Source organism: Massilia sp. LjRoot122 (assembly GCF_964252725.1).
Classification (GTDB): Bacteria; Pseudomonadota; Gammaproteobacteria; order Burkholderiales; family Burkholderiaceae_D; genus Telluria.
The window spans coordinates 2,782,342-2,808,296 of record NZ_CAXUPB020000001.1 but is presented as its reverse complement, the minus strand read 5'-3'; the positions used below and the strand labels follow the sequence as shown (position 1 = coordinate 2,808,296).

Annotated in this window: 23 protein-coding genes; 15 read left to right on the top strand and 8 right to left on the bottom strand. The window is 67.4% G+C overall.

Features of this window, described 5'->3' with window-relative positions; translation table 11 throughout:
* Positions 1-5 precede the first annotated feature (5 nt).
* On the top strand, positions 6-1,349 hold the full coding sequence (locus tag ACSQ25_RS12140) for an MFS transporter (protein ID WP_436105940.1): 1,344 nt from the start codon (positions 6-8) through the stop codon (positions 1,347-1,349).
* 73 nt (positions 1,350-1,422) lie between these two features.
* Here ACSQ25_RS12140 and ACSQ25_RS12135 read toward each other — a convergent pair whose 3' ends face one another.
* Both ACSQ25_RS12135 and ACSQ25_RS12130 read right to left on the bottom strand, forming a co-directional pair.
* Positions 1,423-2,121, bottom strand: coding sequence for an SDR family oxidoreductase (locus tag ACSQ25_RS12135; protein ID WP_436105939.1), 699 nt, complete (start codon positions 2,119-2,121; stop codon positions 1,423-1,425).
* Between the two features lie 93 nt (positions 2,122-2,214).
* Positions 2,215-2,805 carry a TetR/AcrR family transcriptional regulator gene (locus ACSQ25_RS12130; RefSeq protein ID WP_436105938.1) on the bottom strand — a complete coding sequence of 197 codons (591 nt, stop codon included), beginning with the start codon at positions 2,803-2,805 and terminating at the stop codon, positions 2,215-2,217.
* A gap of 118 nt (positions 2,806-2,923) precedes the next feature.
* Here ACSQ25_RS12130 and ACSQ25_RS12125 point away from each other — a divergent pair, with 118 nt between their 5' ends.
* Together ACSQ25_RS12125 and ACSQ25_RS12120 are read left to right on the top strand one after the other, a co-directional pair.
* Positions 2,924-3,568 (top strand): dienelactone hydrolase family protein, encoded by a 645-nt coding sequence (locus ACSQ25_RS12125; RefSeq protein ID WP_436105937.1) that lies wholly within the window; start codon positions 2,924-2,926, stop codon positions 3,566-3,568.
* Positions 3,568-4,563, top strand: a complete 996-nt coding sequence (locus ACSQ25_RS12120; RefSeq protein ID WP_436105936.1) for a CapA family protein — start codon at positions 3,568-3,570, stop codon at positions 4,561-4,563. Before ACSQ25_RS12125 ends, ACSQ25_RS12120 begins: the two co-directional genes overlap by 1 nt.
* Here ACSQ25_RS12120 and ACSQ25_RS12115 read toward each other — a convergent pair.
* Both ACSQ25_RS12115 and ACSQ25_RS12110 read right to left on the bottom strand, forming a co-directional pair.
* On the bottom strand, positions 4,556-5,479 hold the full coding sequence (locus ACSQ25_RS12115; protein WP_436105935.1) for a ZIP family metal transporter: 924 nt from the start codon (positions 5,477-5,479) through the stop codon (positions 4,556-4,558). The two genes, ACSQ25_RS12120 and ACSQ25_RS12115, sit on opposite strands and share 8 nt — an antisense overlap.
* A 58-nt stretch (positions 5,480-5,537) precedes the next feature.
* Complete coding sequence (locus tag ACSQ25_RS12110; RefSeq protein ID WP_436105934.1) at positions 5,538-6,560, bottom strand: manganese catalase family protein; 1,023 nt, start codon at positions 6,558-6,560, stop codon at positions 5,538-5,540.
* Positions 6,561-6,918: 358 nt separating this feature from the next.
* On the opposite strand from ACSQ25_RS12110, the gene ACSQ25_RS12105 reads away from it, so the two are divergent.
* Positions 6,919-7,515: a hemerythrin domain-containing protein gene (locus ACSQ25_RS12105; RefSeq protein WP_436105933.1), complete on the top strand. Its 597-nt coding sequence runs from the start codon at positions 6,919-6,921 to the stop codon at positions 7,513-7,515.
* A 70-nt stretch (positions 7,516-7,585) separates the two neighbouring features.
* Here ACSQ25_RS12105 and ACSQ25_RS12100 read toward each other — a convergent pair whose 3' ends face one another.
* The 4 genes from ACSQ25_RS12100 to ACSQ25_RS12085 form a co-directional block, all read right to left on the bottom strand.
* A complete protein-coding gene (locus ACSQ25_RS12100) occupies positions 7,586-8,323 on the bottom strand; it encodes an LrgB family protein (RefSeq protein WP_436105932.1) in 738 nt (245 codons plus the stop codon).
* Positions 8,307-8,654: a CidA/LrgA family protein gene (locus ACSQ25_RS12095; protein ID WP_436105931.1), complete on the bottom strand. Its 348-nt coding sequence runs from the start codon at positions 8,652-8,654 to the stop codon at positions 8,307-8,309. The genes ACSQ25_RS12100 and ACSQ25_RS12095 overlap by 17 nt, the downstream gene beginning before the upstream one ends.
* 72 nt (positions 8,655-8,726) lie before the next feature.
* Positions 8,727-9,815, bottom strand: a complete 1,089-nt coding sequence (gene hppD / locus ACSQ25_RS12090) for a 4-hydroxyphenylpyruvate dioxygenase (RefSeq protein ID WP_436105930.1) — start codon at positions 9,813-9,815, stop codon at positions 8,727-8,729.
* Between the two features lie 48 nt (positions 9,816-9,863).
* Positions 9,864-10,769 carry a LysR family transcriptional regulator gene (locus ACSQ25_RS12085; RefSeq protein WP_436105929.1) on the bottom strand — a complete coding sequence of 302 codons (906 nt, stop codon included), beginning with the start codon at positions 10,767-10,769 and terminating at the stop codon, positions 9,864-9,866.
* A gap of 162 nt (positions 10,770-10,931) precedes the next feature.
* Between ACSQ25_RS12085 and hmgA the strand changes: the two genes are divergently transcribed.
* From hmgA to ACSQ25_RS12030, 11 genes are all read left to right on the top strand, one after another.
* Complete coding sequence (gene hmgA / locus ACSQ25_RS12080; protein ID WP_436105928.1) at positions 10,932-12,242, top strand: homogentisate 1,2-dioxygenase; 1,311 nt, start codon at positions 10,932-10,934, stop codon at positions 12,240-12,242.
* A gap of 116 nt (positions 12,243-12,358) precedes the next feature.
* Positions 12,359-13,687: a hemolysin family protein gene (locus tag ACSQ25_RS12075; RefSeq protein ID WP_436105927.1), complete on the top strand. Its 1,329-nt coding sequence runs from the start codon at positions 12,359-12,361 to the stop codon at positions 13,685-13,687.
* A 14-nt stretch (positions 13,688-13,701) separates the two neighbouring features.
* Positions 13,702-14,508 (top strand): redoxin family protein, encoded by an 807-nt coding sequence (locus ACSQ25_RS12070; protein ID WP_436105926.1) that lies wholly within the window; start codon positions 13,702-13,704, stop codon positions 14,506-14,508.
* Positions 14,509-14,566: 58 nt separating this feature from the next.
* The gene (locus tag ACSQ25_RS12065; protein ID WP_436105925.1) at positions 14,567-15,268 is read left to right on the top strand and encodes an MBL fold metallo-hydrolase; all 702 of its coding nucleotides are present in this window, start codon (positions 14,567-14,569) and stop codon (positions 15,266-15,268) included.
* Positions 15,269-15,380: 112 nt separating this feature from the next.
* A complete protein-coding gene (locus ACSQ25_RS12060) occupies positions 15,381-17,684 on the top strand; it encodes a putative bifunctional diguanylate cyclase/phosphodiesterase (RefSeq protein WP_436105924.1) in 2,304 nt (767 codons plus the stop codon).
* Positions 17,685-17,701: 17 nt separating this feature from the next.
* Positions 17,702-18,112: a secondary thiamine-phosphate synthase enzyme YjbQ gene (locus tag ACSQ25_RS12055; RefSeq protein WP_436105923.1), complete on the top strand. Its 411-nt coding sequence runs from the start codon at positions 17,702-17,704 to the stop codon at positions 18,110-18,112.
* Positions 18,113-18,394: 282 nt separating this feature from the next.
* Positions 18,395-19,384, top strand: coding sequence for an amidohydrolase family protein (locus tag ACSQ25_RS12050; protein WP_436105922.1), 990 nt, complete (start codon positions 18,395-18,397; stop codon positions 19,382-19,384).
* A gap of 95 nt (positions 19,385-19,479) precedes the next feature.
* Complete coding sequence (locus tag ACSQ25_RS12045) at positions 19,480-19,860, top strand: hypothetical protein (RefSeq protein ID WP_436105921.1); 381 nt, start codon at positions 19,480-19,482, stop codon at positions 19,858-19,860.
* Between the two features lie 61 nt (positions 19,861-19,921).
* Positions 19,922-21,238: a TolC family protein gene (locus tag ACSQ25_RS12040; protein WP_436105920.1), complete on the top strand. Its 1,317-nt coding sequence runs from the start codon at positions 19,922-19,924 to the stop codon at positions 21,236-21,238.
* Complete coding sequence (locus ACSQ25_RS12035) at positions 21,235-22,710, top strand: efflux RND transporter periplasmic adaptor subunit (RefSeq protein ID WP_436105919.1); 1,476 nt, start codon at positions 21,235-21,237, stop codon at positions 22,708-22,710. Before ACSQ25_RS12040 ends, ACSQ25_RS12035 begins: the two co-directional genes overlap by 4 nt.
* Entirely contained in the window at positions 22,707-25,874 is a 3,168-nt protein-coding gene (locus tag ACSQ25_RS12030) for an efflux RND transporter permease subunit (protein WP_436105918.1), read from the top strand. Before ACSQ25_RS12035 ends, ACSQ25_RS12030 begins: the two co-directional genes overlap by 4 nt.
* Positions 25,875-25,955: the final 81 nt, after the last annotated feature.

Sequence of the window (25,955 nt, the reverse complement as noted above, 5' to 3'; positions counted from 1 at the left end):
AAGATATGCAAAGCACGACGACGTACGGCGGCGCAGGTGCCGCTCCGATCACCCACCCTGCAAGCGGGGCCCGCAACATCAATGCCCGGGATGGTGAAATCCATCCGGCCGACATCGCTGTCGGTGTGGTCATTGGCAGGGCCTCGGAGTATTTCGAATTCTTCGTCTACGCCATCGCCTCGGTTCTGGTCTTTCCAGCGGTCTTTTTCCCTTGGGCGGATCGACTCGAAGCGACACTCTACTCGTTTATCGTTTTTTCGTTCGCATTCATCGCGCGCCCCATCGGTACGGTGGTCTTCATGGCCATCCAGAACCGCTTCAGCCGCGAAGTCAAGCTCACCATAGCCCTGTTCGTCATGGGCACATCCACGGTGGTCATTTCCTTCCTGCCCAGCTATGACCGGATCGGCATGCTGTCCATCGTGATCCTGTCGCTGATGCGCATCGGCCAGGGCGTGGCCCAGGGCGGCTCCTGGGACGGCCTGCCTTCGCTGCTGGCCCTGAGCGCGCCGGAGCACAAGCGGGGCTGGTATGCAATGCTGGGCCAGCTCGCCGCACCGATCGGCTTCCTGATCGCCGCCGGCCTGTTCGCCTACCTGCTGACCAACCTGTCGCAGGACGACTTCCTGGTCTGGGGCTGGCGTTTCCCCTTCTTCTGCGCCTTCATGATCAACATCGTGGCCCTGTTCGCCCGCCTGCGCCTGGTGTCGACCAGCGAGTACTCGCGCCTGCTGGACGCCCACGAGCTCGATCCGGCCCCGGTCGGTGAACTGGTGAAATCGCAGGGCAGCAACATCGCCATCGGCGCCCTCGCCGCCCTGGCCAGCTATGCGCTGTTCCACCTGGTGACGGTGTTCCCGCTGTCCTGGATCCAGCTCTACGATACCCGCCCGATGGACGAGTTCCTGCACGTCCAGATGTGGGGCGCAGGGCTGGCGGTGCTGGCGATCCTGGCCTCGGGCTATATCGCCGACAAGGTCGGCCGCCGCACCACGCTCGGCACCCTGGCGGCGCTGATCGGCCTGTTCGCTCTCGCCGTGCCCTCGCTGATGGATGGCGGCATCACCGGCCAGAACACCTTCATCCTGGTCGGCTTCGTCCTGCTGGGCCTGTCGTACGGCCAGGCCGCCGGCGCCGTGACCGCGAATTTCAAGCAACAGTACCGCTACACCGGCGCGGCCCTGACCTCGGACCTGGCCTGGCTGGTCGGCGCGGCCTTCGCCCCGCTGGTCGCTCTCGGCCTGTCGGCGCACTTCGGCCTCGGCTACGTCAGCCTCTACCTGCTGTCGGGTGCGGTCGGCTCGCTGGCGGCACTGAGCCTGAACCGGGCGCTGGAGATCCGCGACTAAAGCGGCTGGCGCGCACGAAAAAAAACGCCCCGCGGCGCCTGGCGCCCGGGGCGTTTTTCATTCTGGAGTCGCTTCAGCCCAGGGTGTACAGCGGCGGCTCGGCCGTCAGCCCCTGCTTGACGGCACGGGTCAGCTCATCCACCAGCACCTCGCTGGCGCCGGCCTCGAGTGCGGCGAAAGTTCGCTCCACCACGGTGGCGGGCGACAGTTTCGGCAGGTCGAAGCCGCGCGTCAGGTCGGTGTCGATGAAGCCCACGTGCACGCCGAGCACCTGGGTGCCCTGGGAGCGCAGGGCGTCGCGTACGCCGTTCGTCAGATTCCAGGCTGCGGCCTTGGTGACGGCGTAGGCCGCCAGCGGCGGATTGCTTTTCCAGCTCGCCACCGACAGCACGTTGATGAAGGCCCCACCTCCCTGTCGCTGTAGGACCGGTGCGAAGCCCTGGCTGAGGTTCAGGATGCCGAACACGTTCGTTTCCAGCATCCAGCGCAGCGATTTGGCACTTTCCGCACCCAGCAGGCTGCCGGTATTCGCCACCCCGGCGTTGTTGATCACCAGGTCGACGTCATCCAGCTGTTCGGCCAGCGCCGCCACGGCGGCCGCGTCGGTGACGTCGAGCCCGACCGGGACGACGCCTTCCAGCAGCACGGTGGCCGGGTCGCGCGCGGCGGCGTAGACCTTCTTCGCACCGCGGGCGAGGGCCTGGCGCGCGAATTCGGCGCCGAGGCCGCGGTTGGCGCCCGTGACGAGCACGGTGGCATTCTGGATGTTCATGGCATTTCCTTTCAGGAGTAATATGATGCGCGTCATATGATGGGTATCATATTTAAGCGCGAAGAAGGGCCGACATCGGGCCGGCCGGGCGCCCTACTTCGGCATAAGGAACAGGGAAAGCAGCACCCGGCGCGCATCAGCCAGCGCCGCCCTGCCCCCGGCATTGTCGCCGTGGATGCGCGCAAGCTGCAGGTTGCCGACCAGGGCGCCGGCGATCACGCCGGCGAGTGCCGGATCGGCGCCTTCGGGCAGCGCCAGCGCGACCCGGCGCACCAGGCGGTCGACGCGCTGGGCCGATGCCTTGCGCACCACCTCTTCCTGGCGCGGCATCTCGCTGGCCAGCGCGCCGACCACGCAGCCCTGCTCCGGATGGGCGAGATGCTCGTCGGACAGGTAAAGTTCGATCAGTGCCTGCAGGGCGTTGCCGGTCTGCAGCGCGCGCGCGGCGATGCGCTCGTCCAGTACCGCGCTGCTGATCGCGCCCGCATGCTCGATTGCCTCGACCAGGAGCGCGTCGCGCGAATCGAAGTGGGCGTAGAAGCCGCCGTGGGTCAGGCCGGCCTCTTTCATGACCTCGGCCACGCCGACGCCCGCATAACCGTGGCGCCGTACGGCGCGGCTGGCAGCTTCGATGATCCGGTGGTGGGATTGTTCGCGCTTGCTGGATTTGGCAGTGCCACTCATGACGGCCTCCGAAATATGATGGAGGTCATATTACGCCCATCATATTTTTCCTGTCAAGCGAAGCGTAGAATCTTCCCCACGCTGGATGGTCAAAACCACTTGGATGCGCGGAGGGGCCATGACGCACAAGGAACTGGTCAGGATCGCGGCCGGAGCGGCCGTGATGGAAGGCATGCTCGAACTGCCGGAATCGGCGCTCGGCATCGTGCTGTTCGCCCACGGCAGCGGCAGCAGCCGGCATAGCCCGCGCAACAACTTCGTGGCCGCCCAGTTGCGCGGCGCCGGCATCGGCACCCTGCTGCTCGACCTCCTCAGCCCCGGCGAAGACGCCGTCTACGCCACCCGGTTCGACATCGGGCTGCTGAGCGAACGCCTGGCCCTCGCCGCCTCCTGGCTCGGCACCGAGCCGCGCAGCGCACCGCTCTCCCTCGGCCTGTTCGGCGCCAGCACCGGCGCCGCCGCCGCACTGCAGCTGGCTGCGCGCGACGGATCGGGCATTGCGGCCGTCGTGTCGCGCGGCGGCCGTCCCGACCTGGCCGGCCCGGCGGCCCTGGCTGCGGTGATCGCGCCGACCCTGCTGATCGTGGGCGGCGACGACGGGCAGGTGCTCGACCTGAACCGGCACGCCCTGTCCCTGCTCCGCTGCGACAAGCAACTCGAGATCATTCCCGGCGCCACCCACCTGTTCGAAGAGCCGGGCAAGCTCGAGGAAGCTGCCCGGCTGGCCACGGACTGGTTCGTGCGGCACCTGAGCCCACCGTGATGTCCGAGCCGCTGCGCCTGGTGCTCGGCGGCGATCTCATGCTCGGCCGCCTGGTGGCGAAGGCCATCGCGCGCCACGGGCCGGCATACCCGCTCGGGCCCATCGCCGGCCTGCTGCGAGCCGCCGACCTCAGGATCGTCAACCTGGAATGCGCGATCACGCGCAGCATGGCGCACTGGGACGGCGCCCCCAAGGCTTTCTATTTCGGCGCGCCGCCGGAGGCCGCGCTGACGCTGGCCGGCGCCGGCATCGACATCGCCAGCCTCGCCAACAACCACAGCCTGGATTACGGTGTGACGGGCCTGCGCGACACGATTGCCGCGCTCGAAGGCCAGGGCATCGCGCACGCCGGCGCCGGCGAAGACTTGTCCGCCGCACTCCGGCCCGCGCTGGCCGACTGCCGGGGACTGCGCTTCGGCATGGCCGCCTTCTGCGACCACCAGCGCGATTTTGCGGCCGGGCCCGCCCATGCCGGCATTGCCTGGCTCGACCTGACGGACGAAGTGAAAGCCCGGGAGACGCTGGAGCGCGCGCTGGCGCCGCTGCTGGCGGCCCGGGTCGACTGGCCGATCCTGTCGCTGCACTGGGGGCCGAACATGGCATGGCGCCCCAGCACGGCTTTCCGCCGGCTGGCCCATGCCGCGGTCGACATGGGCTGGAAGATCGTGTTCGGCCACAGCGCCCACGTGTTCCAGGGCATCGAAGTGCGGGACGGCTGCCCGATCCTGTACGCGGCCGGCGACCTGGTCGACGATTATTACGTGGACCCGGCCTTCCGCAACGACCATCAGTTGCTGTTCGAGCTGGAACTGGACGGTGGCAGGCTGCGGCGCATCCTGCTGCGCCCGGTATTCATCGCGCAGTGCCGCACCAGCCCGGCCAACACGGCGCAAGCGATTTGGATCGGGCGCCGGATGGGCGCCCTGTGCCGTGAACTGGGCACCCGGCTCGATACCGCCGGCCAACCGTGGACGATCACGCCACTGTTCAACTGAGCGCCGTGTCGAGCACCGTCATCAGGATGAAGCCGAACACCAGGGCGATGCTGGCGAAGGTGCCGTTGCCGTTCTGCCGGTACTCGGGGATGACGTCGTTGACGATCACGAGCAGCATCGCCCCGCCCGCCGCGGCCAGGGCGAAGGGCAGCAGGCCCGCCGCGATGCCGATCAGGGCCACGCCGAAGGCGGCCGCCACCGGCTCGATCAGGCCGGAGGCGATGCCCAGGCTGACCGCAGTCAGGCGGCTGTAGCCGACCGTGCGCAGGGCCAGGGCCACCACCAGGCCTTCCGGCACGTCCTGGATCGAGATCCCGGTGGCCAGGGCATTCGCCTTTTCGATGTCGATGCCGGCGTAGCCGACCCCGATCGCCAGGCCTTCCGGCAGGTTGTGCAGGGCGACCGCCCACACGAACAGCCAGGCGCGCCGGACCGACATCCCGGCCTCGCCCTGGGCGAGGATGCCCCCGGTATGGACCGCGCGGCTGAGCAGCAGAATCGCGCCGGCGCCGGCCATGATGCCGGCACCGGCCATCAGGCTGGCCTCCCAGCTGCCGGAACCGGCCGCCCTGGCTGCCGCGATCGCCGGGATCACTAGCGAGAACGCGGTCGCGCCGAGCATCACGCCGGCGCCGAAGCCGAGAAAGCAGTCGTAGGCGCGTTTCGAGAAATTCTGTGCAAAGAGCACCGGCAGCGTGCCCAGCGCGGTGGCCGCGGCCGCGGTCGCGCCGCCGAGCAGCGCGCGGTGCATCTTGGGATTGGCGCTCATGATCTGCTCGACCAGGCTGCCGAGCAGGAGGATGCAGCCGACGCTGCAGATGAGGATGCCGACGGCGCGCCGGAAGGTCAGCGCGCGCAGCAGGGTGCGGGCGGCAAGCAGGCGCTTGTCATCCGTTTTGTCTATGTGAAAATTCATGCAATACCCAAAGAATGGCCGCGCGGCCGGCGCTTCGGAATGGCCGCGCGGCGCGTGCTTACTTCTTCATTGCCTTCGTACCCTTGGCAGTGCCTTTATCCTGGGGCTTGCTCATGCCGGTATCGTCGAGCTGGCCGCCTTTCGAGCCCAGCTCGGCGCTGCCCATGGCGCTGCCGGATTGCCCTGCCATCGTACCACCGCCGGCCGACTGCATGCTCATACCGAGTTCGGCACCGGTGCGCGGCGAGGACATCGGATCGGACATGGTGCGCATCGCCATCTGCTTGAGGATGTCGATGTCGCCGCCCGGCAGGGCCACCTCGGCCTCGCCCGAACCGCCGTCGACCGCCTGCTGCTTTTCCCGGTCGGTGACGAAGTCCCAGTCGGCGCCCTGGTTCCACGGGCCGCGCATCTCGCCCGGGCCCTGCGACATGTTGTAGTACACGCTGGCAAAGCGCGGATCCGCCGGCATTTTTCCCGGTGGGAAGTTCGGTTCGATGGCGTACAGCGCCTTCTCGAAGGATTTCTGGTGCGCCACTTCGCGCGTCATGAGGAAGCCCAGCGCTTCCTTCACGCCCGGGTCGTCGGTCAGCGCGATCAGGCGCTCGTAGACGATTTTGGCGCGGGCCTCGGCGGCGATGTTGGAGCGCAGGTCGGCGGTCGGCTCGGTGATCGAGTCGATGTAGGCGGCGGTCCAGGGCACGCCGGCCGAGTTCGTCAGCGGGGTGCCGGCGCCGTACAGGACCTGGGTGATATGGCTGTCATTGCCTGCACCGGTGATCGCCTTGTACATGTCGGCTTCGCTGTCCACGGCCTCGGCCAGGCGGCCCTTGGCACCCTTGTTCAGCATGGCCACGATGTGCCCGATCACCTCCAGGTGGCTGAGTTCCTCGGTGGCGATGTCGAACAGCATGTCCTTGCGGCCCGGATCGTCTTCCGATACCGCCTGGGTGAAATAGCGCATGGCCGCGGCGAGTTCGCCCTGCGGTCCGCCGAACTGTTCCAGCATCAGGTTGGCCAGGGCTGGATTCGGTTCGCTGACGCGGACCGTGTATTGCAGGCGCTTGTTATGTGCAAACATGAACAATTCCTCCGTCGATGAGTGTTGGCGCGCCCGTCCTGGGCGACGCCACGAGATGGCTGCGGCCTCGGCCGCAGCGCGCATATCTCATGTTGGCAGCGTGACCCGGCAGTGTGGATCAGGTGTTCGCGCGTGCCCTTGTAGGACTAGGGCGACAATTAATGAACTTGATGGAAATGTTGAAATTGATAAATAAGCGTATGTACAGGGGCCGGTTTTCGGGCTTTTGGCCTGATTGCGAGCCTGTACCCGCCCGGGTATGCGAAGCCAGCCGACATGGGCGCGGCGCGTACTCCTACAGTAAAGACGAGTGGCGCGGCACTACCATGTTAGCTATATGACTATAAAGGGGGTACCGATGTTTAACCTGAATAAGCTGAGCCCGACGATCACCAACATGATCCGCTTCGACCACTCGCATGTGATGGTGACCTTCCACCAGTACGAAAAGGACAAGCCGCCGCGCGTCAAGAAGGCGCTGGCCGACACCATCTGCGATGCGCTCGAGATCCACGCCAAGCTCGAGGAAGAGATCTTCTATCCGGTGATGCGCCAGCGCGATGCTGGCGAGCCCTTCATGCACAAGGCCGAGCCCGAGCACATGGAAATGCGCCGTCTGATCGCCGAACTGCGCCGCACCAGCGGTTCCGACCCGCGCCACGACAAGCTGGTGATGGAACTGATGCGCGACGTGATGCACCACGTGGCCGACGAGGAAACCACCCTGCTGCCGCACGCTGAAGCCAAGCTGAGCCGTGACGCGCTGACCGACCTGGGCGCCCAGATGACCCGCCGCCGCATGCAGCTGGTGGGGCCGAAGGCCGGCAAGCTGGCCAAGGAACATGCCGTCGGCTTCGGCGGCAGCGCCGCCGCCATGGTGGTGGGACTGGCCGGCGCGCTGTTCGCGGCAAAGGCATTGGGGCCGAAGAAGACCTGGAAGTCGAATCCGGCCTGATACCGGATCGCCGCACTTCCCTGCCGGCCGCAGGCGCGATGCCTGCGGCCGGCATATTTTTAGCGTGAGCTCAGGCGAACCAGCCCAGCACGAACGGCACCAGCCAGGGCGCGATCAGCGCGGTCAGCGCACCGTTCAAGCCCATGGCGAGGCCGGCGAAGGCGCCCGTCGTGGCGCCGGACTGGAAGGCGCGCGCGGTGCCGATGCCGTGCGAGGCCAGGCCGAGGGCGAAGCCGCGCGCCGCGGGCGAAGCGATGCCGAGGCGGTCGAACAGCCACGGCCCGCAGACCGCGCCGAAGATGCCGGTCGTGATCACCATGGCCGCCGTCAATGCCGGGATGCCGCCCAGTCGTTCCGACACCGCCATCGCGATCGGCGAGGTCGCCGATTTCGGGCTCAGGGTCGCGGCCAGCTCCGGGCCGGCGCCGAGCAGCAGCGCAATCGCCACGCTGGAGACGATCGCCGTCACGCAGCCGAGCAGCAGCGCCGCGGCCAGGGGCAGGAAGGCGCGGCGCAGGCGCGGCAATTGGCGCACCAGCGGCAGCGCCAGCGCCACCGTCGCCGGCCCGAGCAGGAAGTGCACGAACTGGGCGCCGGCGAAGTAGCGCTGGTAGGACATGCCGGTGAGCCAGAGCAGCAGCACGACCAGCGCGATCGAGATCGCGACCGGATTGGCCAGCGGCGCGCCCTTGAACCAGGCGGTGACGCGGTGGGCAGCCAGGTAGGCGCACAGGGTCATCGTCAGGCCCAGCAGCGGCGAGGCGGACAGGTAGACCCAGAACTGGCCGAGATCAGGCATCGCCGTCACCTCGTGGAAGGCGGCGCAGCAGCAGGCCGGTGAGCGCCAGGGTGAGCACCGTGCTGGCGACCGTCGACGTGACGATGGCCAGCCAGTGGCCGCTGCCGCTGGCGGCGGTGGCGACGATGCCGACGCCGGCCGGGACGAACAGCAGGGACAGGTGGGACAGCAGGGTGTTGGCGGCCTGCTCGATCCGTTTTTCCAGCGGCGGCCAGGCCAGCAAGGCGGACATCAAGAGCAGCATGCCGGCGACCGGGCCGGGGATCGGCAGTTTGAGCAGGAAGACGATGCCTTCGCCGAGGCATTGGAACAGCAGGAGGATGGTGAAGGGGGCGAGCATGAGGCGCTTGAATGATGAAAGCGCTCAGGATAGCAAAATGGGGCCGATGCTACCGGCATCGGCCCGATTGACTCAGGCTTCGGCGGCCGCTCCGGCAATCGCCCCACGACGCAGCTGATCGCGCTCGATCGATTCGAACAGCGCCTTGAAGTTGCCCTCGCCGAAACCGTCATCGCCCTTGCGCTGGATGAACTCGAAGAACACCGGCCCCAGTTGCGTCTCCGAGAAGATCTGCAGCAGCAGGCGCGGTTTGCCCTCGGTGACGCTGCCGTCCAGCAGCAGTCCGCGCGCCTTCAGTTCGGCCGCGTTCTCGCCGTGGCCCGGCACGCGCTCGTCGAGCATCTCGTAATAGGTTTCCGGCGGAGCGCTCATCAGGGGCACGCCGGCGGCGCGCAGGCTGTCGACGGTCTTCATCAGGTCATCGGTGAGCAGCGCGATGTGCTGGATGCCCTCGCCATTGAACTGCATGAGGAATTCCTCGATCTGGCCGCCGCCCGACTTGCCCTCTTCGTTCAGCGGGATGCGGATCATGCCGTCCGGGGCGGTCAGCGCTTTCGAGGTCAGGCCGGTGTATTCGCCCTTGATGTCGAAATAGCGGATCTCGCGGAAGTTGAACAGCTTCTCGTAGAAGCCTGCCCAGAAGCTCATGCGGCCGCGGTAGACGTTGTGGGTCAGGTGGTCGATGATCTTCAGCCCGTGGCCGACCGGGTTACGGTCCACACCTTCGATGAACTCGAAGTCGATGTCGTAGATCGATTTACCGTCCTCAAAGCGGTCGATCAGGTAGAGCGGCGCGCCGCCGATGCCCTTGATGGCCGGCAGGCGCAGCTCCATCGGGCCGGTCGGGATCTCGACCGCCTGGGCGCCCAGTTCCAGCGCACGGGCATAGGCCTTGTGCGAATCCTTGACGCGGAAGGCCATGCCGCAGGCAGAGGGACCGTGCTCGGCGGCGAAATAGGCGGCGTAGCTCTTCGGCTCGTTGTTGATGATGAAGTTGATGCCACCCTGGCGGTACAGGCTCACCTGCTTCGAGCGGTGCACCGCCACCTTGGTGAAGCCCAGCTTCGCGAACACGTCTTCCAGCACGCCCGGCGTCGGCGACGCGAACTCGACGAACTCGAAGCCCATCAGGCCCATGGGGTTCTCAAACAGGTCTGCCATTTTCTCTTCCTTGTCTCTGTCGTTGATCTGCAGCCGTCTCCACGGCCGTCATTCTGCAAATACTTCCGCCAGCAGCCCGCGCAGCCACTGGTTGCCCGGGTCCTGGTTGTAGCGCCGGTGCCAGAACACATTGGTCTGCAGCGGCGGCAGGGCCAGGGGCGGCACGATCCATTCCAGGCCGAAGGGCCCGGCGGCGCGCTCGGCCAGCTTCTGCGGCACCGTCACCACCAGGTCCGAGCTCGCCACCATATAGGGCACCGCGGTGAAGTGCGGCACCCGGAAGCGCACCGCCGGCCCGATCCCGGCACGCGCCAGCAGCGCGTTGATGCGGTCGTACGGGCTCTCGCTCGCATCGACCAGCATGTGCTCGGCCTTCACGAAACGCGCCAGCATGACTTCACCCTTCCCCAGCGGATGGCCCTTGCGGAACATCGTCACGTAGGGCTGGCGGAACAGCTGGCGCTGGTACAGGGCTTCCGAGATATCCTCGAAGGGCCCGACTGCCAGGTCCACCCGCCCGCCTTCCATTTCTTCCTTCAGCGCCAGCGTCCCGGCGCGCACCGAACTGATGTCGACCTGCGGTGCCAGCAGCCGGCAGCGTTCGATCAGCGCCGGCATGAAGTAGATTTCGCCCACGTCCGTCATCGCCAGCACGAAGCGGCGCTGGCTGCTGGCCGGATCGAAGCGGCTGCGCTGGTTCAGCGCCAGCGCGACCTGGGCCATCGCCACGCCGATCGGCTCGGCCATCTGCGTTGCGAGCGGCGTCGGCTGCATGCCGGCGGCGGTGCGCACGAACAGCTCGTCCCCGAAGGCCCGGCGCAGCCGCGCCAGGGCATTGCTGACCGCCGACTGGCTCAGTCCCAGCCGCTTGGCGGCCGAGGAAATCTGGCGTTCCCGGTAGACTTCCTGGAAAACCGAGAGCAGGTTCAGGTCGATGGTGTGTGGTTCGATCATGGGCGCGTTTCAGGCAGGCTGCATTGTCGGTGCGGCCGGGCCGCAGGAACAGCAATATTTAGGTAGTGAATAGTCTACATTTTTCTATTCATCTCGTAAAACATGCTGAATTCTTCTACAGTGGCGGCGAACCCATAGCGAAGACACCCAGGAGAAACCAGCATGAGCCCTAGCGTTGACCGCCCGTCCGCCACCATGAGCGGCTTCGGCAACGAATTTGCCACCGAAGCCCTGCCCGGCGCCCTGCCGCAGCACCGCAATTCGCCGCAGCGGGTGGCCTACGGCCTGTATGCGGAACAGATCTCCGGCACCGCGTTCACGGCGCCGCGCAGCCACAACCGCCGCTCCTGGCTGTACCGCATCCGCCCGGCCGCCGTCCACGGCAGCTTCACCCAGGTCGACGCCGGCCGCATCGTCAGCCGCTTCGATACCCCGGCCCCGCCGAACCAGCTGCGCTGGAGCCCGCTGCCCATGCCCGACGCCCCCACCGACTTCATCGACGGCTGGGTCACCATGGCCGGCAACGGCTCGCCGGAAGCGATGACGGGCTGCGCGATCCACCTGTACGCCGCCAACAAGGACATGCAGGGCCGCTACTTCTACAGTGCCGACGGCGAGCTGCTGGTCGTGCCGCAGCAGGGCCGGCTGGCGATCGCCACCGAACTCGGGCTGCTCGAACTCGAACCGCACGAGATCGGGGTGATCCCGCGCGGGATCCGCTTCCAGGTGACGCTGCCGGACGGCGCCGCGCGCGGCTATGTCTGCGAGAATTTCGGCGCCCTGCTGCAGCTGCCGGACATGGGGCCGATCGGCTCGAACGGACTGGCCAACCCGCGCGACTTCCTGAGCCCGGTCGCACGCTACGAGGACCGCGAGGGCGACTTCGAACTGCTGGCCAAATTCTGCGGCGGCCTGTGGCGCGCCCCGATCGGGCATTCGCCGCTCGACGTGGTCGCCTGGCACGGCAACTACGCCCCGTACAAGTACGACCTGCGCCACTTCAACACCATCGGCTCGATCAGCTACGACCATCCGGACCCGTCGATCTTCCTGGTGCTGCAGGCGCCCTCCGACACCCCGGGCGTCGATACCCTGGACTTCGTGATCTTCCCGCCGCGCTGGCTGGTCGCCGAAGACAGCTTCCGCCCGCCCTGGTTCCACCGCAACGTCGCCAGCGAGTTCATGGGCCTGATCCACGGCGCCTACGACGCCAAGGCCGAAGGCTTCGTACCGGGCGGCGCCAGCCTGCACAACTGCATGAGCGGGCACGGTCCGGACGCCGCCACCTTCGACAAGGCCAGCAGCGCCGACACCAGCCGCCCGCACAAGGTGGCCGACACCATGGCCTTCATGTTCGAGACCCGCCAGGTGCTGGTGCCGACCCCGCACGCGCTGTCCTCGCCGCAGCTGCAGCCCGACTACCAGCAGTGCTGGGCCGGCATCGCCAAGCATTTCCGCCCGGATGCTAAATGATGCCAAGCTGACAAGCCGTGTGGCGCAAATCCGGGCCGGCATGCGATGATGCGGGCGTGCGCCGCTCCGGGTGCGCCCGGACGCGGCCCGGATAGTCCGACGGAGGCCCCGCGCCAGTGTTGACCGACATATTGATCATCTCCTTCCTCATCCTGATGAATGGAGTGTTCGCCATGAGCGAGTTGGCACTGGTCTCGGCCAAGCGCATGCGCCTCGAGCGGCGCGCGGAAGAAGGCAGCCGCGGGGCGCGCGCCGCGCTCGAGCTGGCGGACGATCCCAGCCACTTCCTGTCGACCGTGCAGGTCGGGATCACCCTGATCGGCATTTTCAACGGCGCATTCGGCGAAGCCTCGCTGGTCAGCCACCTCACGCCCCACCTCGAAACCGTGCCGGTGCTCGCGCCCTATGCGCGCGAGCTCGCGCTCGGCCTGGTCGTGATCAGCATCACGATCGCCTCGATCATCTTCGGCGAGCTGGTCCCGAAGCGCATCGCGATGGCCTACCCGGACGCGATGGCGACCCTGATCGCCCAGCCCCTGCGCATGCTGTCGGTCGTGATGGCGCCCTTCGTCAAGGGGCTGTCGCTGGCCACCAATGCCATCGTGCGCGTGATCGGCATCCACCAGGCCAAGGAAGAAGCGCCGACCGAGGAAGACATCGCCGGCATCATCAAGGAAGGCGCCGACACCGGCGTCTTCGAGAAAACCGAATACGACATCGTGCAGCGCGCGCTGCGCCTGGACGACCAGCACCTGAAATCCCTGATGACGCCGCGCGTCGACCTGGTGATCCTCGACCTCGAGGAAGACCGCGCGGTCAACCTGGCGACCATCGCCGCCAATCCCTACAGCCGCTTTCCGGTCTGCCGCGGCGACCGCTCGCATATCCTGGGCTACGTGCTGATACGCGACCTGTTCGGCCAGGCCGTGCGCACCGGCTCGCTGGAAGCGATCGACCTCGACGGCGCGGTGCAGGAGCTGCTCTACGTGCCCGAGACGGTCAGCGCCATGGCCCTGCTCGAGATGTTCAAGAAGAACCACGCCGAGCTGGCCCTGATCGTCGACGAATACGGCGACATCCAGGGCATGGTCACGCTGAGCGACGTGATGAGCGCCCTGGTGGGCGACGTCACCGTCGCCGGCGAGGAACACGACGCCGACGCGGTGCGTCGCCCGGACGGCAGCTGGCTGCTGGACGGCGGCGTCGCGCTCGACCGCTTCCGCGACCTGCTCGAGAGCACGCACGACTTCCCGGGCGAGGACGAAGGCGCCTACCACACCCTGGCCGGCTTCATGCTCTACCAGCTGGGCTACATCCCCAAGCCCGCCGACACCGTCGACTGGCAAGGCTTCCGCTTCGAGGTCATGGACATGGACGGCAACCGCATCGACCGCATCATGGTCTCGCGCTACGAAGCGGTGGCGCCGGAGCCGGAGCGGGATTGAAGGGAGCGGGCGCGATGGATGCCGTCAGCCTGGGCCCCTTGGTCCTGCCCACCGCGGTCTTGCTGGTCCTTGGCGCCATCCTGAGCGCCAGCCTGCTGGCGGACTGGTTCAAGCGCCGCCGCGGCCAGGACCCCGGCCCGATCCTGTGGAAGATGATCCTGGCCGGCTTCGTCGCCGCCCGCGCAGTGTTCGTGCTGCGCCACCACGACCTGTTCGCCGGGCGCCCCTGGACCGCCTTCGACTTCCGCGACGGCGGCTTCGATTCCACTGCCGGCCTGCTGGTCGCCTGCGTCATCGGCGCCGAGCTGACCCGCCGCCACGCCCTGCTGCGCCGGCCGCTGCTGGCCTCCAGCCTGGCCGGCATCGGCCTGTGGCTGGGCGGCACCCTGGCCCTGCAGGCCTTCGCGCCGCCGCAGGCGCCGCTGCCCGAGCTGAACCTGCGCCGGCTCGACGGCGCTGAAGTCGCGCTGCGCAGCTTCCAGGGCAAACCCCTGGTCGTCAACCTGTGGGCCACCTGGTGTCCGCCCTGCCGCCGCGAGATGCCGGCGCTCGGCGCGATGCAGGCCAGGCGGCCGGACCTGGCCTTCGTGTTCGTCAACCAGGGCGAATCGGCGCTTGCGGCGCAGGCCTTCCTGGCGGCGCAGGGGCTGCACATGGAGAACGTACTGAGCGATCCGGCCGGACAACTGGGGGCGCGTACGGGGTCGGTGGGGTTTCCGACGACGCTGTTCTATGATGCCCAAGGGCGGCTGCGCTTCCGGCATGTGGGGGAGTTGTCGGAAGCCTCTCTCAGGGAGAAGCTGGGGGCGCTGACGCGCTGAGCCGGCTTCCCTCGATGGCGAAGCTGTGGTACAACACGCACCGCACCCAGGAGACCCCATGCAAGTCACCCCGATCCAGCTGTTCGACGCCGAATCCTCGACCTACACCTACATCCTGTCCGCCCCGGACAGCCGCGATGCGGTGATCATCGACCCGGTCGACCGCCACTGGCAGCGCGACCTGGCGCACGTCGAACGCCTCGGACTGACGCTCACCCACGTGCTGGAGACCCACGCCCACGCCGACCACGTCACCTCGGCCGGCAAGCTGCGCGCGCTGACCGGGGCCAAGGCCTGCGTGCCGAGCGGCTGCGGGATTCCGCCGGCCGAAGTGCAGCTGCAGGACGGCGACGTCATTCCCTTCGGCCTGCGCGAGCACATCGCGGTGATCCACACCCCCGGCCACACCGCTGGCAGCATGTGCTACCTCTGGCGCGGCAACCTGTTCACCGGCGATACGCTGCTGGTGGACGGCTGCGGGCGCACCGACTTCCAGGGCGGCAGCGCCGACGCCCTCTACGACAGCGTCACCCGCAAGCTGTTCGCCCTGGACGACGCGACCCGGGTCTGGCCCGGCCACGACTACAAGGGCCAGTCGGTGTCCAGCATCGGCTGGGAAAAGCGCCACAACGCGCGCCTGGCCGGCCGCTCGCGCGAGGATTTCATCTGCCTGATGGAAGGGCTCGACCTGCCGCGGCCGAAACTGATGGACGTGGCGGTACCGGCCAACCGCAACCTGGGCCTGGCGCACAGCGTCTAGTCGGGGGCGAAGCATCCGTACGCACAATTCGATATAATATTTCCTTTATACAAGTTATAGTGCGCTTAAGACATTATTGGTGACTGTCGAGCGGACGTACCGAGGCAGCCGCATGAAACAGTTCTACGATCTCGCGCACTGGCGCGCCCGCATCTTCTCCAGGCTCATGTCGACCGTGCTGCTGTTCGGCGTGATTGCTGCCGTGCCGAGCGCCACGCTGGCGATCGCTGATGGAATGTGGCAGGTCGCCGCGATGGATGTCGTCGCCCTCGCCTGGCTCTTCGGGATCTGGTGGTTTGACCGCATCCCGTACACCCTGCGCGTCTTTAACTTCCTCGCAGTGATCTTCCTGGTCGGTGTCGGCCTGATGCTCACGGTCGGACCGGTCAGCCAGATCTTCCTGATGGCGCCGCCCGTGCTGGCGGTTGTCCTGCTCGGGACGCGCCAGGCCCTGGCGGCCCTGTTCTTGAGCGGCTTCACCATCCTCGGCCTCGGCCTGGGCGGTTATGCTGAGCTCTTCGTGTCGGGCATCGGCGATAACGAGCTGCTGTCGTCGCTCGTCGTCACCCTGAACTACCTGTGCGTCGGCGCCGTGATCACCATTACCTGCGGCACCCTGGTCAAGGGCCTGTCCGAAACCCTGGGCGAAGTGCACGGCTTCGCCGAATCGCTCGAGATCAAGCAGGAAAAACTGCACGAACTGAACGCCGAGCTGCGCCTGACCTCGGCCGCGGTGGCGCGCCTGAACGACATGGTGCTGATCGCCCTGGCGGTCGACACGCCTGGCGCGCACCAGCCAATCATCTTCGCCAACGAGGCCTTCGAGCGCCGCACCGGCTACAAGCGCGACGAGATCATCGGCGAAAGCATGCGCCTGCTGCACGGCCCCGAGACCGATCCGGACGAGGTGGCACGCATCCTGCGCGCGGTCAGCCGCAACGAACCGGTCAAGGCCGAACTGCTGAACTACACCAAGGGCGGCGATCCATATTGGGTCGAGATGGAAATGGTGCCCTTTGCCAGCGAGGGCGGGCGCCATAGCCATTGGGTGGTGGTCGGACGCGACATCACCGAGCGCCGCAACTCGGCCAGGGCGATCCATAATCTCGCCTTCTACGACGTGCTCACCGGCCTGCCCAACCGCCGCCTGCTGACCGAGCGCCTCGACGCGCTGGTGGCCGCGCGCCATGCCGGCGGCGCCTTCGGCGCGCTGCTGTTCATCGACCTCGACAACTTCAAATACGTGAACGACGCGCGCGGCCACGCCACCGGCGACGCCCTGCTGCGCAGCACCGCCGAGCGCCTGGTGGCGGCGGTGCGCAGCCGCGACACGGTCGCGCGGCTGGGCGGCGACGAGTTCGTGATCCTGCTGCAGGACCTCGGCCACGACGCCGGCGCCGCCACCGAGGCGGCCGTCAGGGTCGCGCACAAGGTGCTCGCCGCGCTGGGCGAGGAAGTCAGGATCGACGAGCAGATGTACCGCTCCACCGGCAGCATCGGCGTGGCCCTGCCCCTGCATCCCGACCAGAACGGCCACGACCTGCTGCGCGAAGCCGACGTGGCGATGTACCAGGCCAAGGCGAGCGGGCGCAACGGCGTGGCCCTGTTCGAGACCACCATGCTGGCCGAGGCCGAACAGAAGCTCACGCTCGAGCGCGATCTCGCCACGGCACTCGAGAACGGCGAGCTGGCCATGCACATGCAACTGCAGGTCGACCACAACCAGCAGCCGGTCGGCGCCGAGCTGCTGATGCGCTGGCGCCGCGCCGACGGCATGCTGGTACCGCCGGACGTGTTCATTCCGATCGCGGAAAGCACCGGCCTGATCGTCCCGCTCGGGAATTGGGTGCTGCGCCAGGCTTGCGAGGCCTGGCTGCGGCTGGCTGCGGCCGGCCATCCGCTGCCGCTGTCGATCAATGTCAGCCCGGCGCAGTTCCGCCAGCCCGACTTCGTCGACCAGGTGCGCATGGTGCTGCTTGACACCGGCGCGCCCGCGGAACAGCTGATCTTCGAAGTCACCGAGGGCCTGCTGGTCACCGACCTGGACGAGACCATCGCCCGCATGCATGAACTGGCCGGCCTCGGCATCCGCTTCTCGGTGGACGATTTCGGCACCGGCTACTCGAACCTGGCCTACCTCAGGAAGATGCCGCTGTACGAGCTGAAGATCGACAAGAGCTTCATCCGCGACACCCCGAACGACGTCAACGGCACCGCGATCGTGCAGTCGATCCTCGCGATGGCCGACCATCTCGGCCTGCGCGTGGTCGCCGAGGGCATCGAGACCGCGCAGCAGGCGCAATACCTGTCCGATCACGGCAGCCCGTGCATGCAGGGCTATCTGTTCTCGCGTCCGGCGCCACTCGACGAGCTGATGGCGGCGCTGGCGCAGATGGACGGGCAGGCCGCGGCCTGATCCTGAAGGAGCACGACATGGCGCACCAGACCATCCTCGAGATCCAGACCCAGGGGCGCGGCACCCGCGACATCACGGCCGCGGTGGCCGAGGCGGTGCGCGCATCAGGCCTGCAATGCGGCCTCGCCCACCTGTTCGCGCAGCACACCAGCTGCTCGCTGCTCATCACCGAGAACGCCGACCCCGACGTGCGGCGCGACCTCGAGACCATCCTCGGCCGCCTGGCTCCGGACGGCGATCCCGCCTACCGCCACGATGCCGAAGGACCGGACGACATGGCGGCCCACGTGCGCAACATGCTGACCGGCTCAGGCCTGAGCGTGCCGGTCGGCGGCGGCCGCCTGCTGCTCGGCACCTGGCAGGGCATCTACCTCTACGAACACCGCAGCGCGCCGCACCGCCGGCGCGTGGTGCTCACCATCCTGTAAGCCTGCCCGATTCCCCCCGCCGTGGGGGAAGACCCGGGCGCTCTGTGTATCTACACTGCATGCAGGCCGTGACGCTGCACCCGTGAGGCGCAGGGAAGACGGCCCCGAGATTCCAGCACCGCATTGCAAGCAGCACCATCAAGGAAGGCCCTCGCCCATGGATGTCCTCGACGATATGCGGCCAGCGGCCTGAACAGGCGGCGCCATATGTATCCATTGGTCGTGGACAGCTTCGCCGCGAGCCGCTAGTCTGGTGCCTCGTTCCCCACCCGAGGTTCCGCCATGCTCCATCCCTTCGCCAGGCTGCGCAGCGCCGCCGCAATGTTGCTGGCCCTGCCCGCGTTCGCCTTTGCCGCCGCGCCGGCGGCGCCGGCCGCCGACCACCACCAGCACCTGTTCAGCCCCGCCATCATCGCCCTGATCAACCCGGCGCCGGGTCCGGATGCGCTGCGCGAGATCCCGGTGACCGAGCTGGTCTCCCTGCTGGACAGCGCCGGCATCCGGCGCGCCGCCGTGATGTCGACCGCCTATATGTACGGCCGGCCGTCGCGCGTGATCGAAGACGAATACGCCAAGGTCAAGGCGGAAAACGACTGGACCGCCGCCCAGGTGGCGACCTACCCGGACCGCCTGCGCGCCTTCTGCGGTTTCAATCCGCTGAAGGAGTATGCGCTGGCGGAACTGGAGCGCTGCGCGGCCCACCCGCAACTGCGCACCGGGATCAAGATGCACTTCGGGAATTCCGATGTCCAGCTCGAGAACCCGGCCCACATCGCCCGTCTCAAGGAAGTGTTCCGTGCCGCGAACCGGCACGGCATGGCGATCGCGATCCACCTGCGCGCCTCGATCTCGCTCAAGCGTCCCTATGGCGCGGCCCAGGCGCGTGCTTTCATGGAGCAGCTGATGCCGCAGGCGCCCGACATCGTGGTGCAGGTGGCGCACTTCGCCGGCAGCGGCCCCGGCTACGAAGACCCGCCCTCGAACGAGGTGATGCGCACCTTCGCCGAGGCGGCCGCGCGCAAGGACCCGAACACCCGCCGGCTCTACTTCGACGTGGCCTCGATCGCCACCCCCGACATCACGCCCGAACACGCGCGCGAGATGGTCGAGCGCATCCGCATGGTCGGCATCGACAAGATCTTCTATGGCTCGGATGCGGCCACGCCCACCAACATGAAGCCGCGCGAAGCCTGGGCCGCGTTCCGCGCCCTGCCGCTGACCGAGGCGGAGCACAAGCGCATCGCCACCAACGTCGCTCCGTATCTGCGCTGACTGGCGCCGGAACGCATCCCTGCCGGGAAGGACATCTTGGAACCGCCACGAATATTGGCTAGAATGGCATACATCGCCCCAATTACCCGGATTCGATGCGCCGCTCCTTCCCCGCACTGTTCAGATGCATTGCGCTGTTCCTCGTCATGACCCTCATGACCTCGGGCATCGCGATGGCATCCTACCTGTGCCCGGAAATCATCGGCAAGCCGGCACCCATGCCCATGATGGAGGGCGAGCCTTGCGCCGGGATGGACATCGAACGGCCCGCCCACTGCGCCGAGTTTTCGGCAGACCCCAAGGCGTCGGTGGATCAGCATAACCCGATTCCCGCACTGAGCCTGCCGTCTCCCGCCAGCCTGGTCCGTATCCTGGCCCCGGTCCCGGCGCTCGCAATCATCCTGCCCGGGCCCGGCGGCCTTCCCGAGCCCGGCACCGATCCGCCTTACCTCCGAACCCTGCGTATTCGCGTCTGATGCCTCCCGTCTGGTATGTGCCCGGCCAAAGCCGGCGCCCGTTTTCATTCGTGGAGGATGTATGCATTCTGTTTTCATGTCGCGTGCCGGCGTGCCGGCCAGGGCCGCGCGTTCCGGCCCCGCCGTGTTCGTGGCCCTGCTCTTATTACTTTCCAGGGGCGCCAGTGCCGGCGCGGACGGACTCACCCTGGACCAGGCCCTGGCGCTTGCGAGCTCCGTCTCGGCGTCCGCGAAGGCGGCGCGGGCTTCGGTCGCGGCAAGCGAACATGCTGCCGCGCGCGCGGACCAGCTGCCCGATCCTACCCTGAAACTGGGCATCGATAACCTGCCTGTAACGGGCCCGGACCGCTTCCGTCCCACCGCCGATTTCATGACGATGCGCCGGATCGGCATCGAGCAGCAATGGGTTTCCCGCGGCAAGCGGCAGGCCCGGACCGAGCTGGCACGCCGCTCGGTCGAGGCCGTCGAGGCCATCCATCTCGACAAGCTCGCAGCTATCCGCGTCGAGACCGGGAAAGCTTGGATGACCGTGCTGCACAAGCAGCGGGCACTCGCCCTGACCAGGTCGATTGCTCGCGAAATGGAGAGCGAGCTTGCCGCCCTCCAGGCAGCGCATCGCGGGGCCAAGGCCTCGGCCAGCGACGTCCTGCAGGCAAGGGCCGAGCTGCTGCTCGGCGGCGACGACGTCGAGGCCGCCGAGCAGGACCTGGAAACGGCCCTCCTCCAGCTACGCCGCTGGACCCGCACCGACGCCATGGCGGTGTCCAATGAAGCGCCGAAGCTGGATACGGCCTTGAGCCGATCGGCCATGCCGGATCTGGACAGGATGCACCCGGCCGTCCTGAATGCACGCCGTAGCGTCGACCTGGCCGACGCCGACGCGGGGGCGGCCATACAGGAAAGCCGGCCCGACTGGTCATTCGAAGCCGGCTTCGCCCAGCGCGGCGCCCAGTTTTCGAACATGGTGTCGTTCGGCGTCAGCATCCCCTTGAGCATCCACCGCTCGCAGCGCCAGGATCGGGAGATCGCGGAGAAAGCCGCACTGGGCACGCGCGCAAGGCTTGAGTACGAGGAGGCGCTGCTCGAGACGCGATCGTCGGTCGAGGCCCGGCTGGGGCAGCTCGACAGCCTGAAGCGCCGCATCGCGCGGCTCGAAAAGGAGCTGCTGCCGACTGCGGCCCGGCAGGTCGAGATTGCGCTGGCCGGCTATCGCGGTGGAACGGGAACGCTGAGCGCGGTATTCAAGGCCCGGCGTGCCGCCCTGGAGCGCAGGCTGCAGGTCAATGCGCTCGAGCTGGAGGCGGCGATGATCTGGGCGGAACTCGAGCTGCGTCTGATCCCACAGGACATGGCAAGTACCGGGAGGGCCGGCCAATGAAACGCCCCCTGGCTACGAAGATTCTTTTCCTCGCCCTTGCGGGCGGCCTGATCGGCTATGGCGGCTACTGGTTGGGCGCGAACAGCTCTGCAGGCACCGCCGCCCCGACCGACCCGGGCAAGCGCGTGCTGTACTGGCATGATCCGATGGTCCCCGGCAAACGCTTCGACAAGCCCGGGAAAAGCCCGTTCATGGACATGCAGCTGGTCCCGGTGTATGCCGGCGAGGGCGAGTCGGCCGGGGTCAGGATCTCGCCGACCCTCCAGCAGAATCTCGGTGTGCGCTTCGCAACGGTGCGGCGCGAGGAAGTCGCGGACGCGCTCGCTCTGGTCGGCACCACCCAGTTCGATGCGCGCCGCGAGGCGCTCATCCAGAGCCGCACCGCCGGCTACATCGACAGGCTCCACGTTCGCGCGCCACTGCAAACAGTGAGGCGCGGCCAGCCGGTCGCCTCGGTGTTCGTCCCGGAGTGGATCGCGCCCCAGGAGGAATACCTCGCGCTCAAACGCGGGGGCGACACGGCGCTTGCCTCCGCCGCCCGCCAGCGCATGCGCGCGCTCTCGATCCCCGACTCCCTTGTCACGCAACTGGAGCGTAGCGGACGTGTGCAGACGCACCAGCTGCTCGCCTCGCCCGTTTCCGGGATCGTCAGCGAACTCGGGGTGCGCGAAGGCGCCCAGGTCACACCCGGCATGACGATCGCCAAGGTGGTTGGCTTGCAGACCGTCTGGCTGCTTGCGGAGCTGCCGGAAGCCCTGATCGGCGCCGCGCGAATCGGCATGCGGGTGAGCGCGACGGCGGACGGCCACGCCGGGCGCACGTATGAAGGCAAGGTGAGGGAAATCCTGCCGGGCGTGAACGCCGCTACCCGGACCGCCCAGGCCCGTATCGAACTGGACAACCGTGACGCAGCGCTGATGCCGGGCATGTTGATGCGCGTCCGGCTGAGCGCTGCGGCGGCGCAGCCCCGCCTGATGGTGCCGACCGAAGCCGTGATCGCATCGGGCAAGCGCTCCGTCGTCCTCGTGGCACAGGGCGACAGTGTGCGGCCGGTGGTCGTCAGCACCGGCCGCGAGATCGGCGACGCCACCGAAATCCTGAGCGGCCTCGAGGAAGGCCAGAAAGTCGTCGCCTCCGGCCAGTTCCTGATCGATTCGGAAGCCAGTCTGAAGTCGGTCCTGCCCAAGTTCTCGGGCGAGGCGTCCGCGCCGCCGGACAAGCCCGGCAAGGCAGCGGCAACCGTGCATACGGCCGTCGGCAAGGTGGAGCAGGTGTCGGACGATGCCATCACGCTGACGCACGGGCCGGTCGCCACATTGCAATGGCCGTCCATGACCATGGATTTCATGAAGCCCACGCCGGCTGCGTTCAAGGACATCAAGGCCGGCCAGACCGTCGAATTCGACTTTGTCGAGGGCACCGACGGCTATGTGCTCAAGCGGGTCGTGGCAGCCGGGGGTGGCAAGCCATGATCGCGCGCATCATCCGCGCCTCGATCACCGCCCGGGTCTGGGTCTTGCTTGCGGCCGGCCTGCTGGCGGCATGGGGCGTCCATTCACTGCGCACGACCTCGCTCGACGCCCTGCCCGACCTGTCCGACACCCAGGTCATCATTCGCGCCCAGTATCCCGGCAAGGCGCCGCAACTGGTCGAGGACCAGGTCACGTATCCCTTGACCACCGCCCTGCTGTCGGTGCCCGGAGCGACCTCCGTGCGCGGCTATTCCTTCTTCGGCGACGCCTTCGTCTACGTACTGTTCGATGACGCGACGGACCTGTACTGGGCACGTACGCGCGTGACCGAATACGTCAACCAGGTGCAGAACCGCCTTCCCGCAGGTGTGAGGGCTGAGCTTGGCCCCGATGGCACCGGCGTGGGCTGGGTCTACGAATATGCCCTGGTCGATCGCACCGGGCGGCACGACCTCAGCCAGCTGCGCGCCCTCAACGACTGGTTCCTGAAGTTCGAGCTCAAGACGGTGCGCGACGTCGCGGAAGTCGCCAGCATCGGTGGCATGGTCCGGCAGTACCAGATCGTCCTCGACCCGGACAGGCTGCGCGCGTTCGGCATGTCGCACACCCGGGTGCTCGATGCGCTCGCGCAGGCCAACCAGGAGTCGGGCGGATCCGTCGTCGAGATCGCGGAGACCGAGTACATGGTGCGCTCGCACGGCTACCTGCGTTCGCTGGAGGACTTCCGCCACATCGTCCTGAACGCGAGCGAGGCCGGCACACCGGTCCTGCTGCGTGACGTCGCCTCGGTGCGCCTGGGACCCGAGATGCGGCGCGGTATCGCCGAGCTCAATGGCCAGGGCGAGGTTGCCGGCGGCGTTGTGATCATGCGGTCCGGAAAGAACGCGCTCGACACCATTGCCGCGGTCAAGACAAGGCTCGACACGCTCAGGCACGCGCTTCCGAAGGGTGTCGAGATCGTCACGACCTATGACCGTTCGACGCTGATCTCGGCATCGGTCGCCAACCTGGGAAGCAAGCTGGTCGAAGAGTTCGTCGTCGTCGCGATCGTGTGCGCGGTCTTCCTGTTCCATCTGCGCAGCGCGCTGGTGGCCGTACTCACCCTGCCGCTGTGCGTGCTGGCCGCATTCATCGTCATGCGCTACCAGGGCGTCAATGCCAACATCATGTCGCTCGGGGGCATTGCGATTGCCGTGGGCGCCGCCACCGATGCCGCGCTCGTCCTGGTCGAAAACGTCCACAAGCACCTGGAAGCCCATGCCGACGCCAACCCGGCGCTCACGCCCGACGCCAGGACCCGCTGGGAGATCGTGGCCCATGCTTCGGTCGAAGTCGGACCTGCACTGTTCTTTTCGCTGCTGATCGTGACCCTGTCGTTCATCCCGGTGTTCGCGCTCGAAGCCCAGGAAGGCAAGCTGTTCGCCCCGCTCGCCTACACCAAGACCTACACGCTTGCGGCCGCCGCGGGGCTGGCCATTACCCTGGTTCCTGTACTGATGGGTTATCTGATCCGGGGCCGGATTCCGAAGGAGTCGGCCAACCCGGTCAATCGCCTGCTCATCAAGGCTTACCGCCCGCTGCTCGAGGCCAGTCTCCGGCACCCGAGGGCCACCCTGGGTATCGCCGTCATCGCACTCGTTCTGACGGCCATTCCCATCTCGCGCCTGGGAGGCGAGTTCCTGCCACCCTTGAACGAGGGCGACCTGCTTTACATGCCCTCGGCACTGCCCGGCCTGTCCGCCGCAAAGGCCAGCGAACTGCTGCAGCAGACCGACCGCCTGATCAAGACGGTGCCCGAGGTGGCGACCGTGTTCGGCAAGGCGGGCCGCGCGGAGACCGCGACCGACCCGGCGCCGATGGAAATGTTCGAGACCACGATCCAGTTCAAGCCGAAGGAACAGTGGCGGTCCGGGATGACCGTGGAGAAGCTGGTGGAGGAACTTGACCGTGTCGTCAGGGTGCCGGGACTGTCGAACGTCTGGGTGCCGCCGATCCGCAACCGCATCGACATGCTTTCCACCGGCATCAAGACGCCGGTGGGCATCAAGGTTTCCGGACCAGACTTGGGCCAGATCGACAAGCTGACGACCGCCATCGAAGCCGCGGTCAAGACGGTGCCGGGCGTCAGTTCCGCACTCGCCGAACGGCTCAGCGGCGGCCGCTATATCGACGTCAGCATCGACCGGCTGCGCGCCGCGCGCCATGGGATGGGCGTGGCCGACGTTCAGACAGTGGTGTCCACGGCGATCGGTGGCGACAAGGTGGGCGAAGTCGTCGACGGGCGCCAGCGCTTCCCGATCAACGTGCGCTATCCGCAGGACTACCGCGACTCGCTTCAAGCCCTGCGTGAGCTGCCGATCGTCACCGCTCGGGGCGCGCAGATCCGGCTTGGCGACGTGACGACGATTGTCGTGACGGACGGTCCCCCGATGATTCGAAGCGAGAATGCGCGCCTGTCAGGCTGGGTATATGTCGATGTCCGCGGCGCCGACCTTCTCACGGTCGTCCGCGCGATGCAGGAGCGGGTCCGCGACGAGCTCAGGCTGCCGCCAGCTTATGCCATCGGCTGGTCGGGGCAGTTCGAATATCTCGAGCGCGCTTCGGAGCGCCTGATGACCGTGGTTCCGCTCACCTTGCTGGTCATCTTCGTGCTGCTCTACCTGGCCTTCCGCTCCGCCGCGGAGGCCGCGCTTCTGATGGCGACGGTGCCGTTCGCACTCGTGGGCGGGTTCTGGCTGGTCTGGCTGCTCGGCCACGCCGTGTCCGTGGCGACCGCGGTGGGTTTCATCGCACTGGCGGGGCTGGCGGCGGAGTTCGGTGTCGTCATGCAGGTCTATCTGCGCCATGCGCTCCAGCGCCGGCTCGATGCGGGGCGCGCAATGAGCAGCGAACTGGTGCTGGAAGCGATCAGGGAAGGCGCGCTCCTGCGGGTACGGCCCAAGGCAATGACGGTTGCAGTCATCGTCGCCGGCCTGCTTCCCATCATGTTCGGAAGCGCGGCCGGCTCCGAGATCATGCAGCGCATTGCCGCACCGATGATCGGCGGAATGGTCACGGCGCCGTTGCTGTCCTTGTTCGTCATTCCCGCTGCCTGGCGACTGTTGCAGGAGCGCTCGGTGCGCCGCACGCGGGATTCTTCCCTGCCCTCAGGCAGTCACGATTGAGCCCCTCCTGCTGAGCGCCGGCAAGGATGGGGCCATGCTATCTTTACCCGGCAACGTCGCACGCCGCCCCGAGGTCTCCGC

Coding starts and splice junctions, on each gene's coding strand:
- ACSQ25_RS12140 (WP_436105940.1), top strand. CDS start 6: ATGCAAAGCACGACGACGTACGGCGGCGCAGGTGCCGCTCCGATCACC.
- ACSQ25_RS12135 (WP_436105939.1), bottom strand. CDS start 2,121: ATGAACATCCAGAATGCCACCGTGCTCGTCACGGGCGCCAACCGCGGC.
- ACSQ25_RS12130 (WP_436105938.1), bottom strand. CDS start 2,805: ATGAGTGGCACTGCCAAATCCAGCAAGCGCGAACAATCCCACCACCGG.
- ACSQ25_RS12125 (WP_436105937.1), top strand. CDS start 2,924: ATGACGCACAAGGAACTGGTCAGGATCGCGGCCGGAGCGGCCGTGATG.
- ACSQ25_RS12120 (WP_436105936.1), top strand. CDS start 3,568: ATGTCCGAGCCGCTGCGCCTGGTGCTCGGCGGCGATCTCATGCTCGGC.
- ACSQ25_RS12115 (WP_436105935.1), bottom strand. CDS start 5,479: ATGAATTTTCACATAGACAAAACGGATGACAAGCGCCTGCTTGCCGCC.
- ACSQ25_RS12110 (WP_436105934.1), bottom strand. CDS start 6,560: ATGTTTGCACATAACAAGCGCCTGCAATACACGGTCCGCGTCAGCGAA.
- ACSQ25_RS12105 (WP_436105933.1), top strand. CDS start 6,919: ATGTTTAACCTGAATAAGCTGAGCCCGACGATCACCAACATGATCCGC.
- ACSQ25_RS12095 (WP_436105931.1), bottom strand. CDS start 8,654: ATGCTCGCCCCCTTCACCATCCTCCTGCTGTTCCAATGCCTCGGCGAA.
- hppD (WP_436105930.1), bottom strand. CDS start 9,815: ATGGCAGACCTGTTTGAGAACCCCATGGGCCTGATGGGCTTCGAGTTC.
- ACSQ25_RS12085 (WP_436105929.1), bottom strand. CDS start 10,769: ATGATCGAACCACACACCATCGACCTGAACCTGCTCTCGGTTTTCCAG.
- hmgA (WP_436105928.1), top strand. CDS start 10,932: ATGAGCCCTAGCGTTGACCGCCCGTCCGCCACCATGAGCGGCTTCGGC.
- ACSQ25_RS12070 (WP_436105926.1), top strand. CDS start 13,702: ATGGATGCCGTCAGCCTGGGCCCCTTGGTCCTGCCCACCGCGGTCTTG.
- ACSQ25_RS12065 (WP_436105925.1), top strand. CDS start 14,567: ATGCAAGTCACCCCGATCCAGCTGTTCGACGCCGAATCCTCGACCTAC.
- ACSQ25_RS12060 (WP_436105924.1), top strand. CDS start 15,381: ATGAAACAGTTCTACGATCTCGCGCACTGGCGCGCCCGCATCTTCTCC.
- ACSQ25_RS12055 (WP_436105923.1), top strand. CDS start 17,702: ATGGCGCACCAGACCATCCTCGAGATCCAGACCCAGGGGCGCGGCACC.
- ACSQ25_RS12050 (WP_436105922.1), top strand. CDS start 18,395: ATGCTCCATCCCTTCGCCAGGCTGCGCAGCGCCGCCGCAATGTTGCTG.
- ACSQ25_RS12045 (WP_436105921.1), top strand. CDS start 19,480: ATGCGCCGCTCCTTCCCCGCACTGTTCAGATGCATTGCGCTGTTCCTC.
- ACSQ25_RS12040 (WP_436105920.1), top strand. CDS start 19,922: ATGCATTCTGTTTTCATGTCGCGTGCCGGCGTGCCGGCCAGGGCCGCG.
- ACSQ25_RS12035 (WP_436105919.1), top strand. CDS start 21,235: ATGAAACGCCCCCTGGCTACGAAGATTCTTTTCCTCGCCCTTGCGGGC.
- ACSQ25_RS12030 (WP_436105918.1), top strand. CDS start 22,707: ATGATCGCGCGCATCATCCGCGCCTCGATCACCGCCCGGGTCTGGGTC.